11 protein-coding genes and 1 pseudogene are annotated in these 13,093 nt (G+C 72.9%); 4 read left to right on the top strand and 8 right to left on the bottom strand.

All coding sequences use genetic code 11. From position 1 onward, the window contains the following. Positions 1-194 precede the first annotated feature (194 nt). The 3 genes and pseudogenes from HS99_RS42480 to HS99_RS46590 form a co-directional block, all read right to left on the bottom strand. Positions 195-332, bottom strand: coding sequence for a SapB/AmfS family lanthipeptide (locus HS99_RS42480; protein WP_094743007.1), 138 nt, complete (start codon positions 330-332; stop codon positions 195-197). A gap of 124 nt (positions 333-456) precedes the next feature. Next, complete coding sequence (lanKC, locus tag HS99_RS14395) at positions 457-3,018, bottom strand: class III lanthionine synthetase LanKC (protein WP_030555242.1); 2,562 nt, start codon at positions 3,016-3,018, stop codon at positions 457-459. Positions 3,019-3,665: 647 nt separating this feature from the next. Continuing rightward, positions 3,666-3,782: pseudogene (locus HS99_RS46590) on the bottom strand (alpha/beta hydrolase); the annotation flags it as partial. Between the two features lie 234 nt (positions 3,783-4,016). Here HS99_RS46590 and HS99_RS14390 point away from each other — a divergent pair. The 3 genes from HS99_RS14390 (at position 4,017) to HS99_RS14380 (ending at position 5,996) form a co-directional block, all read left to right on the top strand. Next, entirely contained in the window at positions 4,017-4,535 is a 519-nt protein-coding gene (locus tag HS99_RS14390) for a MarR family winged helix-turn-helix transcriptional regulator (protein WP_030555244.1), read from the top strand. A 119-nt stretch (positions 4,536-4,654) separates the two neighbouring features. Further along, positions 4,655-5,098 (top strand): hypothetical protein, encoded by a 444-nt coding sequence (locus HS99_RS14385; RefSeq protein ID WP_030555246.1) that lies wholly within the window; start codon positions 4,655-4,657, stop codon positions 5,096-5,098. Between the two features lie 31 nt (positions 5,099-5,129). Further along, the gene (locus tag HS99_RS14380; RefSeq protein ID WP_030555247.1) at positions 5,130-5,996 is read left to right on the top strand and encodes an NmrA family NAD(P)-binding protein; all 867 of its coding nucleotides are present in this window, start codon (positions 5,130-5,132) and stop codon (positions 5,994-5,996) included. Between the two features lie 1,073 nt (positions 5,997-7,069). On the opposite strand, the gene HS99_RS14370 is transcribed toward HS99_RS14380, so the two are convergent. From HS99_RS14370 to HS99_RS14350, 5 genes are all read right to left on the bottom strand, one after another. After that, positions 7,070-7,636 (bottom strand): hypothetical protein, encoded by a 567-nt coding sequence (locus HS99_RS14370; protein ID WP_050366269.1) that lies wholly within the window; start codon positions 7,634-7,636, stop codon positions 7,070-7,072. A 214-nt stretch (positions 7,637-7,850) separates the two neighbouring features. Beyond that, positions 7,851-9,065 carry an aromatic acid exporter family protein gene (locus HS99_RS14365; protein WP_030555254.1) on the bottom strand — a complete coding sequence of 405 codons (1,215 nt, stop codon included), beginning with the start codon at positions 9,063-9,065 and terminating at the stop codon, positions 7,851-7,853. Between the two features lie 89 nt (positions 9,066-9,154). Next, positions 9,155-9,580: an SsgA family sporulation/cell division regulator gene (locus HS99_RS14360; RefSeq protein WP_030555256.1), complete on the bottom strand. Its 426-nt coding sequence runs from the start codon at positions 9,578-9,580 to the stop codon at positions 9,155-9,157. 179 nt (positions 9,581-9,759) lie between these two features. Continuing rightward, positions 9,760-10,146, bottom strand: a complete 387-nt coding sequence (locus HS99_RS14355; RefSeq protein WP_030555257.1) for a hypothetical protein — start codon at positions 10,144-10,146, stop codon at positions 9,760-9,762. Between the two features lie 756 nt (positions 10,147-10,902). Further along, positions 10,903-11,475: a PH domain-containing protein gene (locus HS99_RS14350; RefSeq protein WP_030555258.1), complete on the bottom strand. Its 573-nt coding sequence runs from the start codon at positions 11,473-11,475 to the stop codon at positions 10,903-10,905. Positions 11,476-11,702: 227 nt separating this feature from the next. On the opposite strand from HS99_RS14350, the gene HS99_RS14345 reads away from it, so the two are divergent. After that, on the top strand, positions 11,703-12,971 hold the full coding sequence (locus tag HS99_RS14345) for a YncE family protein (RefSeq protein WP_030555259.1): 1,269 nt from the start codon (positions 11,703-11,705) through the stop codon (positions 12,969-12,971). Positions 12,972-13,093 lie beyond the last annotated feature (122 nt).

Raw genomic sequence — 13,093 nt, 5'->3', positions numbered from 1 at the left:
ACGGGCGGTGCGGCGGTTCCGCGCCGCCCGATGGCAGGGGCTGGTGGTGCCGGGTGCGGGTGCGGGTGCGGGTGCGGGTGCGGACCGGGCCGCAGCGATGGCTTCGTCGCTGCGGCCCGGCGCCGTGGCCGGCCCGGGTCGAGGCCCGGGCCGGCCCGCTACCGTCTGTCCGGTTCACCGGACAGACGGCGACGTCAGAGACAGAGCAGGGTGCTGACGGTGCTGACCGTGCAGTTGAGCGCACTCAGCGAGCTGACGCTGGCCAGGGTGTCGTCGATGTCGGCCACCTCGGTCTCGGCCAGCTCGATGGTCTGCAGGTCCAGGATCGCCATGACTGTTCTCCTTCACTCTGGGTGGATCGCCCGGCCGGCGGCCGGGAGTCTGTGGGGCGCGCGCAGGGCGCGCGCGGGGGTGTGGCCCGTGGCCCGGGACGTCCGGGCGGGTCGACCGGGCCCGTCAGCCGGACCGGCCGGTCCAAGGCAGGAAGGGCGTGCCGGCCAGCGCGGTGCCGAGCGCCAGCAGCACACCGGCCGAGCCGGTCGCCAGGTCCGCGGAGAGCCGCAGCAGCTGGTCACCGGGGAAGGCGAGCTCGCCCCGGTAGGAGACCTGGTGCCAGGTCAGCAGCGCCCGCTGCCGGTCGAGCAGCGCCGCGGCGCCCGGCTCGGCGGCACGGTGCCGGGTCAGCGCCGCGTAGCCGATGAGCCCCGCCCGGCCGTTGAACAGACCGGACTGGATGACGAACTCGGGGGCCGCCGCCAGGCGGATCGCCGGCTCGTGGCGCGCCGACGGACTGTCCGGGCGGTGTTCCAGCAGCGCGTGCAGCGCCAGGCCGATCCCTGCGCTGCCGGTCTCCACGTACGGGAGCACCCGGCGGCCGTCGACCACCTGCAGGCTGCCGTCCGCGACCTTCCTGCACCGGTCGAGGTCGAGCTCCAGCAAGGTCTCCGCCTGGTCGAGCAGCGCGCTCTCGCCGGTGTGCTCGTAGAGCCGGACCAACGCGAGCGCGGTACCGGAGCCCCCGCCCAGCAGTCCCGCGCGGCGGGCGGCATCGCTGCGGCCGGCCTTCTCCAGCGCGGCGGCCGAGGCGAGGGCGAGCGCGAGCGACTCGTCGAGCAGCCGTCGCTCGCCGGTGGCCCCGGCGAAGTGCAGCAGGGTGAGGGCGATGCCCGGCGCGCCGGTGGCCAGAGCGGGCCGCGGTTCGTCGTCCGGGGCCGTGGCGAGGCGGCTCAGCAGGTCGAGCGCCGCGTCGCGTTCGCCGAGCAGGTCCAGCACGTACGCCACACCGTGTCCGCCGTGGTACAGCCCCGGCTCGACCGGGCGGTCGGCGGCACGCACCAGCCAGCGGACGTGCTCGGGATCGACCGCGGCGCCGGTGGCGTGCAGAGCGTAGAGCACGCCGGCCGCGCCGTGGGCCAGGCCCAGGCCCCCGTGGGTGAACTGGGCCACGTCGCCGGGGAAGAGCCGGTCCGCCCGCTCGGGGGTGGCCATCGCCGCGATCCCGGCGGCCAGCGAGTCACGGATCCGCGGCCAGTCGGCTTCCGGCGCCCCCAGCAGCGCGCCGAGCTCCGCGCGGCGCGTGCCCAGCTCGGCGCGGAAGGCCCGCCCGTCCGCCGGCGCCGGCCCGAGGAGACGGCGGATCGGGGCGGTGTAGCCCTCGGGCACCGGGAAACGGCTCTCGATCGCGTCGGCGAGCTCCTGTGCCTTGCCCGGGTCCAGCGCGGGAAGCTGGGTCAGCGGCAGGAAGAACCACAGCCGCAACGCCGCCAGTGCGTACCGGTCGATCTGCTGACCGGTGTAGCCGGGCGGCGCCGCGAAGCCCGCCGCCCCGAGCGCCGGGCGGACGAACTCGTCCACCGTGCTGGCGAGTTCGAAGTCGATGAAGCACACCTCGCCGTTCGGCCGGATGAGCACGTTGCGCGGATGCAGGTCGCCGAAGACCACGCCGCGGTCGTGGATCGCCGCCACCACCTGCTCGATCCGGTCCACGAGCGCCAGCGCCTCGCGGGTGTAGTCCGCGACGGCGGCCTCGTCGACGCCCGGATGGACCAGCGGGTAGCGGCCCGCCAGCCACTCGCTCAACGACGTGCCCTCGACGTACTCCTCGGCCAGGAACTCGTGTTCCCAGGCCGTCAGCAGCCCGCGCTGCTCGGGGACGCCGGGCACGCCCGCCAACCGGGCCAGGACGGCGTGCTCGTTGCGCAGCCTGGTCACCGCGTCGGTCCCGCGCTGGTCCAGGCCCGCGTACGGCCGGGCCTCCTTCAGCACCAGCCGCGGTCCGTCGGCACCGTCCCGCGCCAGGTACACGCCCCCGGCATTGGAGAAGTGCAGCGCCCGCTCGATCGAGTAGGGCAGCCCGGTCTCCTGCTGCGCCGCCCGCGCGGCCAGGGCCGGCGCGATGACGGCCGGCACCGGTGCCCAGGACGGCACCGCGAACCCGGGGCCGCGCACGTCCGGCACCAGCCGGCCGTCCGGCCCGGCCAGCGCGAGCACCTGCTCGCCCGCCTCGTTGCGGCAGTGCTGCTCCGCGAAGCCGCCGTAGCGCAGGTAGAGCGGCCCCTCGCCCCAGCGCAGATCACTGAGGATGTACGGCCCCTTGCGGCCGGCCAGTGCGCTGCCCAGACCGTCGAGACATCGCTCCAGCTGCGCGTCGTCCACCGGGTACAGCGTGCAGAACTTCCCGCTGGCGCCGCGCGGCGCGTACTTGGAGTTCTGCATCTGGAGGACCGGCAGTCCGCGCAGGAACTTGAACGTGAGGCGTTCGCGCAGGCAGAACGCGAAGACCTGCTCCAACACCTCCTCGGCGTCCTCGACCCGCGAGGACACGTGGATCTTCCAGCCCTGCTGGGGCAGTTGGACGTCCGCTGGCCGTACCACGGCCCAGATCTCCTGGTCCCCGCGCTGCCAGCCCGCCGGCAGCGGCCGGCTGACGGCGTCGAACTCCTCCTGCGCGCCCCAGCGCCGGGGCGATTCGTAGAAGACCGGGTCGGCGAACGCGTAGACCTCGTAGCGGTTGTCCAACGAAAGCCCTCCTCGGAACGCGGATCACGGGGCACGAAGCACGGGGGCCACAGAGCACGGAGCACAGCGGCACAGAACACAGAGCACAGAGCACAGGGCACAGAACGGGCGACGTCGGCGGAGAACGGGCCGCCGCCACGGAGGGACCGTCGGGCGGGGCGATTCTCACCGTCATGCGGCCCGGAGTCCCGGCCGCGAGATGACCATCCGAAATATGCCGTCAGCCGGGTCCGTTCACAACAGCGCGAACGGGGATGTTCCCACGGCATGTGCACAACGGCGCACCACGCGACCCGTGAACGAGCCGGCAGACGCCTGCTCGCGCCCGTTCGACCGCCAGTGCCACCTTGCGACGGAGCCCGAAAAGGACTCCAACCGCTCTCGCTCTTCACCCCGGCAGCGCCCGAGCTGCGCAGCCTGGGCGGTGGGGAGTCCGCGGCACCGGGTGGGACGAGCGATCCCGGCGGCGCCGAAAGGGGGGCGCACACTCCCGATGGACCGGCCGCGTCAGGGCGGGCGCGGTGGCCGCCGTCAGGAGCCGTCCAGAGGCATCGGTGAGGTAAGGGGGCCCGTGGATCCGGTCGAGGTGGCCCCGCTCAGCGCCAGGACGGCGGAGCGGTACGCGACCGGGTCGGCGACGTCACCGGGGCCGGCGGCAGCCCGCGGAGGTCCACGGCCCGCGCGGGCGCCGCGTACGGTGACACGTCCGGGTCGCCGGCCGCCGCCCCGAGCAGGGCTTGCCAGCCGGTGGCGTTGGAAGTGCGGGCAGCGGGCGGCCGCGAGCGGCGCGGGTGGCGAGCCAGTCCAGGGCGAGGTCCAGATGGCGGTGCAGTAGTTCACCGTCCGGGCCCACCAGTGGCACTTCGCCTGTGAGTTCCTCACCTGGCTGCAGGCCGCCCATGACGCCGGCCGGGCCCCGGCCGGGCGGCGGGACCGGCGGGCGGACGGCCTCACGGAAGACGTTTGACAGGAAACTGATTAGGCGCCATATTACTTGCATGGCACAGCAGGACGCGGCGCACGGCGCCCCCAGTCTCGACCAGGCCCGCCGGCAGATCGCCCGGTACGGCCTCACGGCCGATCCGCAGGCGGTCCTGGTGGCGGCGCGACTCATGGCCGCGGGTGCCCGGCTCGGCCAGGCGGGGGAGGCGCACTTCGCGCGATTCGGCCTGTCCACCGGGCGCTACCGGCTGCTGGCCGACCTGGAGGACCACGGCGGCGAGAAGTCGCCCTCCCAGCTGGCCGCCAGTCTCGGCGTCTCACGGGCGACCGTGACCGGGCTGGTCGACGGCCTGGAGCGCGAGGGTCTGGTCGCCCGCCGGCCGGCGGTCGAGGACGGGCGGGGCAACGTGGTCATCCTGACCGCGCGCGGTGCCCAGCGCCTGCGCGAACTGGCCCCCGAGCACTACCGGCGGATGCAGGCGATGGTCGGCGGGCTCTCGCCCGAGGAGCGGGCGGTGTTCCTCGACCTGCTCGCCAGGCTGGTCGACGGCATGGACGCACTGACCGCCGACTGACACACGCCCCACGGCGGGTCGGCACGCTTCCCCAGGGTGCCGCCCGCCGCCTTTTTCACGGCCATATAGTTAGGCACCTAAGCATTAATAGTTAGCTACCTAATCACTTTGGAAGGCCCATGTCCACGAAACACCGATCAGCCGGCTCACCACCCCCGTTCGTCCTGTGGCGCGAGGTGCTGGTCGCCTACGCCATGCCGGCCGTCATGGCCGCGGCCGGCGGAGTGGCCAGCGGTCAGCCGCACCTGGTGATCGCGGCCCTCACCACCATCGCCGGCACGTCGGCCGTGGTCGCCGGCGCCCTCGGCGCCAGGTTGCGGCGTCGTCCGGACGGCTCCTGGGCGGCCCGCGCGCCACGCCTGCCGCTGGCGGCCGGGGCGGGACTCGGTGCCGCCGTGCTCGCGGCCCTGCTCGGCTGGGCGGGCGCGCGCTGGCTGCCGGACGTTCCGGCGCTGGCCGGCAGCCCCTGGCCCGCCCGGCTCCGCCTCGACCTGCCGATCTCCGCCACCATCGCCGCGACCATGATCACCTGGCGCTGGCGCGGCACCCGCCGTCACCCCTGACGAACCCCCACCCATCCCGAAGGAACACGACATGATCGTCATCATGGGAGCATCCGGCGCCACCGGCGGTGCCACCCTGCGCAGTCTGACCGGCCTCGGCGTTCCGGCACGGGCGCTCAGCCGGGACCCGGACCGCCTGCTCGGAGGCCTGGACGGGCGCACCCGCCACCTCGTGGAGGCGGTGCCCGCCGACGCGGGCGACCCCGTATCCCTGCGCGCGGCGTTCCACGGCGCGAGGCAGCTCTTCCTCACCATGGCCAACGGCCCCCACCAGGTCGAGCACGAGCTGCGCGTCGTCGACCAGGCGCTGGCGGCAGGCATCGACCACATCGTCAAGGTGTCCGCCCCGGCCGCCGAACCGGACTCTCCCGTCGCCGTCTCGCGCGGCCACCACCGCATCGAACAGTACCTGCGGGCATCCGGCGTCACCGCGACGGTCCTGCGGCCCTACGCGTTCATGCAGAAGCTGCTCCTGCTCGCACCCGGTGTCGCCCACGCCGGCCTGATGCACGGAGCGATGGGCGACGCGCCCTGCAACTACATCGACTGCCGCGACATCGGCGACGCGGCGGCGGCCGTCCTCACCCGCCCCGAGCTCGCCGGCGGCACGTACCCGCTGACCGGTGGACGGGCGTACAGCTACCCCGAACTCACCGCCTTGCTGAGCGAGTTGATCGGCCGACCGGTCAACTACCTCGACCTGCCGCCGGCCCTGTTCCACGCGCACCTGGTGGAGCGGGCCGGGATGCCCGCCTGGCTGGCCGCCCATGTGGTGGAGATCCAGCAGCTCGCCGTGCTCCGCCCGGAGAGTCCGGACGACACCGCCACCCGGCTGACCGGGCGTGAGCCGCGCACCCTGGAGGCGTTCCTGCGCGAACACCTCGACGCCTTCCGCTGAGCCCGGACGCGCCCGTCCGCCGAGGCTCCGGGTCAGCCGGGCAGCCAACCGGGCAGCCGGCCGGTGAGCAGGAACGCGGTGAACGGGCCACGCACCCGGGGATCGGCGGTGGCGGGGTCTCGAAGGTTCTGCAGCAGCAGGATGTTGCCGACGAACCCGTGCCTGCCCCGGACACGCGACAGACCAGGCCGGCCGCCAGCGGCCGGCCTGCGCACGTGCCAGCACCGGCCCGGCCAGACCGTCCCGGGCCGTGACCGTGAAGACACCGGTGTCGTCGATCCAGCGCTCCCCTCGCGGTGCCGTCCCCCGCGATGACCGCTGTAGGCCGCGGCCGTGCGGGCCCGCACCAGTGCGTTTGCGGGAGCGGAAGGTGTTGCGCGTGGTTCCGCCCGGGCCGCCGGCCACGGCTGTGGTGGCGCCAGTTTCAACCGGTCTCGCGCCGGGGACCGGTTCGGGTCCCCCGGCGCCGCCCAGGGGACCGGACTCCTCGAGATGGCGTGTTCGCGGCCGAAAGATCGCAGATCGCGGCCCTTTTCACCATCGCGCTCGGGGGCTAGCATTCCCGGCACGGCGGCCCACCACGGCACCACCGGGCCGCCGGCCAACGCAGCCACGCCGTGCCCCGGGGTGCCCCCGGCGTGCCCGGCCTGCCACGGCCGGGTTCCGCGGAACGCTTCTCCCGCGTTCCCCGGGGCCCGGCCGCCTGCGCCTCACCGACCCGGCTTCCGGGGCTGGGAGGACTCTCCTGCCGCACGTGGGGGCGGCGGATGCTCACTCGATCTCATCCGTGTCGTCGGATTCTCATTCCGCTGGAGGCGGGCCGGGCGACTCCTCGATCGAGGTGGCGAAGCCCGCGCAGAGGAGGCGGATGCTGCGGAGGAACCCCGCGTCCCGGTCGAGGAGGGGCGTTCGCGCCGCGATCGGCGGGAAGCGGGTCGGCGGGTCGGCGAAGTCCGTCGGCCGCACGCCCGCGCCCGGTCGCAGGGCTTGGCCCGGTGTGATCGGGGTGCCGGAGGTGGCGCTGTCCTCGGTCCGCGCGCTGCGGGGGGAGTGCGGCGGGGTGACGCCTTCGGTTACGCCTGGTTCCCGGTGGTCTGCGGTGCGGTGTAGAGGATGGTGCGGGGCTGTACGGTCAGGTGCCGCGGTGCGGTGGGCAGGTCGTGCTGGAGGGTGATCCGGTAGCGGATGGCCGTGTCACTGCCTTGGGTGAGGATGCGGCCGGTGAGCGGGATCCGGGTGTAGAGGGTGCCGGTCTGCGAGTCCAGGACCGCGGGCTCCCAGTGCCGGGTTGCGTCGTCGAACCACTCCAGGCGGATGTCTTCGCTCTGGAGGTAGGGGCCGTGTTCGGGGGAGAGGACGAGGATCTGCTGGGCCTGGGCGAGGCGGGTGTCGCCGGCGTAGCGGACGGTGAACTCGTGCGGGCGGTGGTCGGCGGCGATCCGCTGGGCGGGCAGCGAGGCGATCCGGAGGCCGGTGTCGGCGGTGGCGGCCGATGACGACGACGGGTGCGAGGGCGCGGCCGCCGCGGGGACGGGGGCGGGGGCGGCCATGGCCTGGCCGGAGACGCCGAGGGCGGCGGCGCTGGCGAGGAGGAGGGAGATCGTCGCGGTGGCGGCCCGTCGCGTGGTCGTGCGGTTCATGTTTCTTCCTTCGGGGCTATCGGATGCCTGGCTGCGTTCGGCACAGGCCGGAGGAGGGGGACACTCCGTCGATCGAAGAGCGATGTTGAAACTTCAACCAACACCAACCACCGTATTGGCCGCGAATTCGAGCGTCAAGTGATGGAACGAAGTTGATGAAGTGAAGTAATCGTGATGGGCCAGGGCGAGCTCGAACGGATTCGAGCCGGGCGCTTCACGAGGGGCGGGGACGGGGCCCGGGCGTGGTCGGGGCGGGTCGGTTCGCGCGTTCCAGGTCGGCGAGCAGGCGTTCGATGTCGGTGATCAGCGATCCGTAGACGTGCCAGGCGCCCGGTTCGGCCAGCGTGCCGTGCCTGATCTCTTCGGTCATCGTCCTGTGCCAGGTCGTGGCGTCGTCGATCGCGCGGCGCAGCGGCCCGCAGAAGCTGTCGAGACCAGGGCCGGCGGCATGCCCGGGGGCGGCGAACGACTCCATCGCCCGTTCCGCCGTTTCCAGGGTCGCCGCGTACCGGTCGAGGAAGAGTCGGTTCAGGTCGTGGCCGGTGGGCCGGTCGTCGACGGTGTCGGCCAGTGTCCGTGCGATGCCCCGGACCTGGAAGGAGACCCGGTGCAGGGCGCGCAGCGCCTTGCTGTGGTCCGTCGGCTCCTGTTGTCCGTGGACGATGCACCGCGTGTTCCAGCGCAGGCTCTCCTGGCTCTGGCGCAGGTCCTCCTCTGCCTGGAGTGCCAGGGCGTCGAGGCGTCTGCCCCGCTCGAGCCACAGGTGGGCGCGGTCGGCGTGCTGCCGTTCACGCAGTCCGCGGCCCATGTCGCCGAGCAGTTCTCCCATGGCCGCGGCGAGTTCGCGTACCGAGGCGTCGGAGGCGCCGAGGTGCACGGGCGGAAGGATGAGGGCGTTGACCGCGATGCCGGCGGCCGCGCCGGTGAGGGCGGCCAGGGTCAGGGTGATGACGTGGCCCACGGGGAAGGCCGTCGCCGCTGCCAGGGTGAGCGTCGCCGTCGAGGCGATCTGCAGGCGGCTGTCGGAGCCCCGGCGGCCTCCGGCGACCAGTGCGATGGCCGGGATCGCGGCGATGCTTCCCGCGGCTGGGCCGAGCAGCCACACGACGACCACGGCCAGTGACAGCCCCGCGGCCCGGGCGGCTACGCTGCGCAGCGCCTGCGTCACCGACCGGTAGATGGTCGGGGCGTTGACCATGGCCAGGGCGGTGGCCACGGCGAGGTACTGCTGGTGCCCGGGGAGCCACCACGACGCGGTCTGCCAGGCGAGGAGGGCCGCCATGAGTCCCTTGACACTGCGGGTGAGGGCGGTGGTCGACCATTCCGGGAGCGACAACCAGGGCGCACGCGGCAGCCGCAGGGTGCGGCTTGGCGCCTCCCGCCACCGGACGATGGCGGCCGGACGCGGCACGAAGGCCGGGGCTCTCATCTCTGTCCTCCTGCTCCGTCTACTGCTCACTTGTTGCGGCGGTGTCCCCGCCGGGGTCGTCGGGCCGCTGGCGGGAAGCGGCCAGGGCCTCAGGCAGTACCCGGCAGCAGCCGCGACAGCTCGGCGTCCAGGTCGTGGCCGTCGGTTTCCCGGCCGGCGGGTACCAGCCGGTAGGTGCGCTCCAGCCACTCGGCCACCCCGTGGAGCGGAGCCCGGAGCCAGGCGGTCCCCTCCCGCGAGGAGAGGGCGAGGTTCAGTACCTCCTCATGGCCGACCGCTCCGACTGCTCCCGGCCAGACCTGTACGTCCCCTTGCCCGCTGGGCCTGCGCAGGCCCTGCGCCAACAGGTCGCGGGCGAAGGCCCAGAGGACCTGGCCGTCCCCGTCGGTATGGAAGACGATGCGTACGGCGAGCGGGTCGTGGGAGCGGTAGGACAGGAGGGTCGGCAGTGTGACCGGTTCTCCCGAGGGGAGCAGGAGTTCCATGTCGAGCATTTGATCTGCACAGCCGTTCACGGCATGACTCCCTGTGTGGGTGGCGTCCCCCTGAATGGCGGATGCGAGCGCCCCGGCCGTGGGCGCCGCCGCCCGGCCGGACGCCGGTGTCCGGCCGGGCGGCGGCGCGAGAGGGCGGCCGGGAGCCGCGCGGTGTGCCGACACCGAACTGGGCGCACTCTCCCCCGAGTCGTCGCAGGTCAGCGGAAGACGTGCGGGTTGAACCCGTACACGTTGATGACCTGGATGATCTGCCAGCCGTTGTCCCACCGGTAGAACCGGTGATCGTCGTAGCGGTACCGGTGGCCGTGGTCATTGCTGTACCAGTAGCTGCCCTGACGCTCCCAGGAGCGGTGGCCGTCCCAGCGGCTCGCGTGCCCGCCGCCGTAGCGGTCGAAGCGGTCGGAATGGTCGCCCTCGTCATCGCGGACCTGGAAGGCCGCCGAGGAGACGGAGACGGTGGTGTCGTGGTGGACGGCCTGAAGCGGTGCGGCCGAGGCGGTGCCGCCTGCGAGCAGCAGCCCACCGAGCGTCGCGGCGAGCGCGGCGGCCGCGGTGGCGGCCCGGCGTCCGACGGACTTGTTCATGATCTTTCCTCCGTGATCGGCCCGGAGCCGTGGGGTGATGGCCCCGGGCGGCACCCCGCTGTGGTGGGGCAAGAACGACGCTACCGGAAACATGTTGAAAGTTGTACATTTTTGCTGTGGGGTATGTCATGCCCATCGGGAAGGCGGGGCAGGGAATACGGGGCGGGGATGACGAATCCGGCCGTTCGCAGCGGATCAGGCAAAGGCGTCATGGATCAGGACCGCGCACATCCGCACGCGGACCGGCCCGGCGCAAGCGTCGGTGGTCACCGTACGGTGTCAGGTCGTCGGCGGCGAGCACGAACAACTCCGCGAACACGTGCGGTTCCCCGAAATCGCCAACCGCGCACCCCGCCGGCCGTCGGCGAGATCCCCTCGTCCCCGGCCGGGGGGTACCTGCCCATGCCGACAGACGTTGATCACGGTATGAACATCCGTTTCACCGCCGCCGTCATTGGTACCGCGGCAGTCGTTGCAGCTCTGGCAGCGCCCGCTCACGCCGAGAAGCCGACTCCGCTGGCCACAGCGACTGCCGGATCGACCACCGTGACCACCGAAGCAGCCTGCTACAACCACGGCGATGCGCTCGCCGGCGACCTGCCGGAGGGGGCGCCCTACGGCGGCAAGCCGGGCTACCCGGGGCAGTGACCCGACGGTACCGGCGGCAGGCGGCCCGGACGCACCTCGGCCCCGGCTCCCCTCGTGGGGGGGGCCGGGGCCGAATCGATTCTGCGACTCAGCGAGCGGTCAAGCCCGCTACGGCTGCTGCAGGATGACGACGACGAGGATCACCGCGGAGGTCAGGAATCCGAGCAGGACGCCCGCCACGGTGGGCGTCACCCGGTCCCGGAGCTGCTTCGCCGGCTTCACCCGCTGCGTCGGGTGCGTGCTGTACTCCCACCAGTTCACCAGTCGCTGGAAGTCCGTGTCGAAGTCCGCGGACGGGTACAGCCGGCTGGACTGGAGGCCCGGCAGCGAGCGGCGCCGCCCGTCGGTCAGGAAGACCCGCGCCGCGTACGCCATCGAGCCGTTGCTCCTGGTCTCCCGCACGTCGACCCATCGGATCTCCTGCCACGGGTACGTCCGGCCGCGCCCGAAACCCCAGCAGACGCTGACACCGTCGGCGCCGACCCGGCTCCAGGAGCGCCAACTCAGGACGGCGGCCGGCACGCAGAGCGCGACGGTCACGAGGACCATCCAGAACGTGGGCCAGGCGCCGAGGTTCATCCCGCCGAAGACGAGCTGGGCCGTGAGCACGAGGAGGAGCGGGAGGAAGTTCGACCACGAAGGACGGAACAGGTCTTTCCCCCGGAAGATCAGTTCGTTCACAGGCGCACACTACGCCCGAGCCCAGGTCCGGACCAGGGGGTTTCACGGTTTCCGTGCGGTGGGCGGGAGACCGGCGGACCGGCCGGCGGCGACGGGCGGACGGCCCCACCGCGAACGCGTCGGCCGCCGACGTCTTGCCAGCGGACCGGACCCCTCCCTACCGTCGAATGGCGCAAGCTGACAGACCGTCTCACAACCCGTCGTGCCACCCCCACGAAGGAGCGACGATGTCCAGGACAGGTCCCCGGCGCCGACTCGGCGTCCGATCCCTCTGCACCCTCGCGGTCGCGCTCGGCCTGCTCGCCCCGGCCGCCGCCACCAGCAGCGCCGCCCCCGGAGCCACCCCGGCGCTACGGGAGGTGATGTTCGTCGGCAACAACTGGGACGGCACCGCCGACGTGATCGAATCCTCCGGCGCCCTCAGCAAGGTCGGACGGATCGACGTCATCCCCGACAAGGACCAGCGGCTCGCCGAGATCTACCTCAACCCCGTCAAGCTCGGCTACTTCCTCGGCATCAGGCTCGGCCCCGGTGAGGGCCACGACCAGTTCGTCGACGACATGTACAGCACGCCGGACGGCACCGCCGTGGTCGTCTCCCGGCCCAGCTTCGCCGACGTGGTCTCCCTCGACCTCGCCACCGGGCGGGTCAACTGGCGCTTCCCTGTGGCGGGTTACCGCGCCGACCACATGGCGCTCTCGCCCGACGGCACCCGGGTGGCGGTCTCCGCCTCCACCGCCAACACCGTGCACGTCCTGGACGTCCGCACCGGCGCCGAACTCGGCTCGTTCCACACCGGGGACAAGCCGCACGAGAACATCTTCACCGACGGCGGCCGGCAGCTGTGGAACATGTCCATCGGCAACGTCGAAACCGCCCTGGACGCGCCCTGGTTGGACTGGACGAAGGGCGACCGGCACATCACCGTCGTCGACGCGGCCACCCTCACCCCGATCCGCGAGATCGACATGCGCAAGCGCCTCGACGACGCCGGCCTCGGCGGCCTCTCCAACGCCGTCCGGCCCGCCGTCTTCTCCCCGGACGGCACCCGGCTCTACTTCCAGGTGTCCTTCTTCAACGGATTCCTGGAGTACGACGTGGCCGCCGACCGGATCACCCGGGTGAAGACCCTCCCGGTCGACCCGGCCGCCAGTACCGACCGCACCACCTGGCCCAACGACTCCCGCCACCACGGCCTGTCGATGAGCCCGTCGGGCGACCGGATCTGCGTCGCGGGCACCGTGGACGACTACGCGACGGTGGTCGACCGCGCCACCCTCCAGGAGGGGCCGCTGGTGCCCGCGTCCAAACCGTACTGGGCGACGGTGAGCGGGGACGGCAAGTCCTGTCTGATCTCGGAGAGCGGCGCGGACCAGGTCACCGCCATCGACTTCGCGACCGGCCGCAAGACCGCCTCGGTCGCCGTCGGCCGCCACCCCCAGCGTGTCCGCCTCGGCCACGTCCCCACCGGCTGGACCGGGCCCACGAGGCCGTAGCGCGCCGAGCCCGTGGCGGAGCGTCGGTCCTCTTCGGCGTGGCGGCGCGTTCGTCCCGGGCCCCGGTGAACTCGGGCGGGGGGCAGGACGTGGAGCGCGTCGGCGATCGCCTCGAAGTCGGG

The sequence above is a fragment of the Kitasatospora aureofaciens genome (assembly GCF_001188955.3).
Lineage (GTDB): Bacteria > Actinomycetota > Actinomycetes > Streptomycetales > Streptomycetaceae > Kitasatospora > Kitasatospora aureofaciens.
Note: the sequence above shows the minus strand (reverse complement) of the source record. Positions and strands in the feature narration are given on the sequence as shown.

Coding starts and splice junctions, on each gene's coding strand:
- HS99_RS14385 (WP_030555246.1), top strand. CDS start 4,655: ATGTCCACGAAACACCGATCAGCCGGCTCACCACCCCCGTTCGTCCTG.
- HS99_RS14370 (WP_050366269.1), bottom strand. CDS start 7,636: ATGAACCGCACGACCACGCGACGGGCCGCCACCGCGACGATCTCCCTC.
- HS99_RS14345 (WP_030555259.1), top strand. CDS start 11,703: ATGTCCAGGACAGGTCCCCGGCGCCGACTCGGCGTCCGATCCCTCTGC.
- HS99_RS14365 (WP_030555254.1), bottom strand. CDS start 9,065: ATGAGAGCCCCGGCCTTCGTGCCGCGTCCGGCCGCCATCGTCCGGTGG.
- HS99_RS14390 (WP_030555244.1), top strand. CDS start 4,017: ATGGCACAGCAGGACGCGGCGCACGGCGCCCCCAGTCTCGACCAGGCC.
- HS99_RS14355 (WP_030555257.1), bottom strand. CDS start 10,146: ATGAACAAGTCCGTCGGACGCCGGGCCGCCACCGCGGCCGCCGCGCTC.
- HS99_RS42480 (WP_094743007.1), bottom strand. CDS start 332: ATGGCGATCCTGGACCTGCAGACCATCGAGCTGGCCGAGACCGAGGTG.
- HS99_RS14380 (WP_030555247.1), top strand. CDS start 5,130: ATGATCGTCATCATGGGAGCATCCGGCGCCACCGGCGGTGCCACCCTG.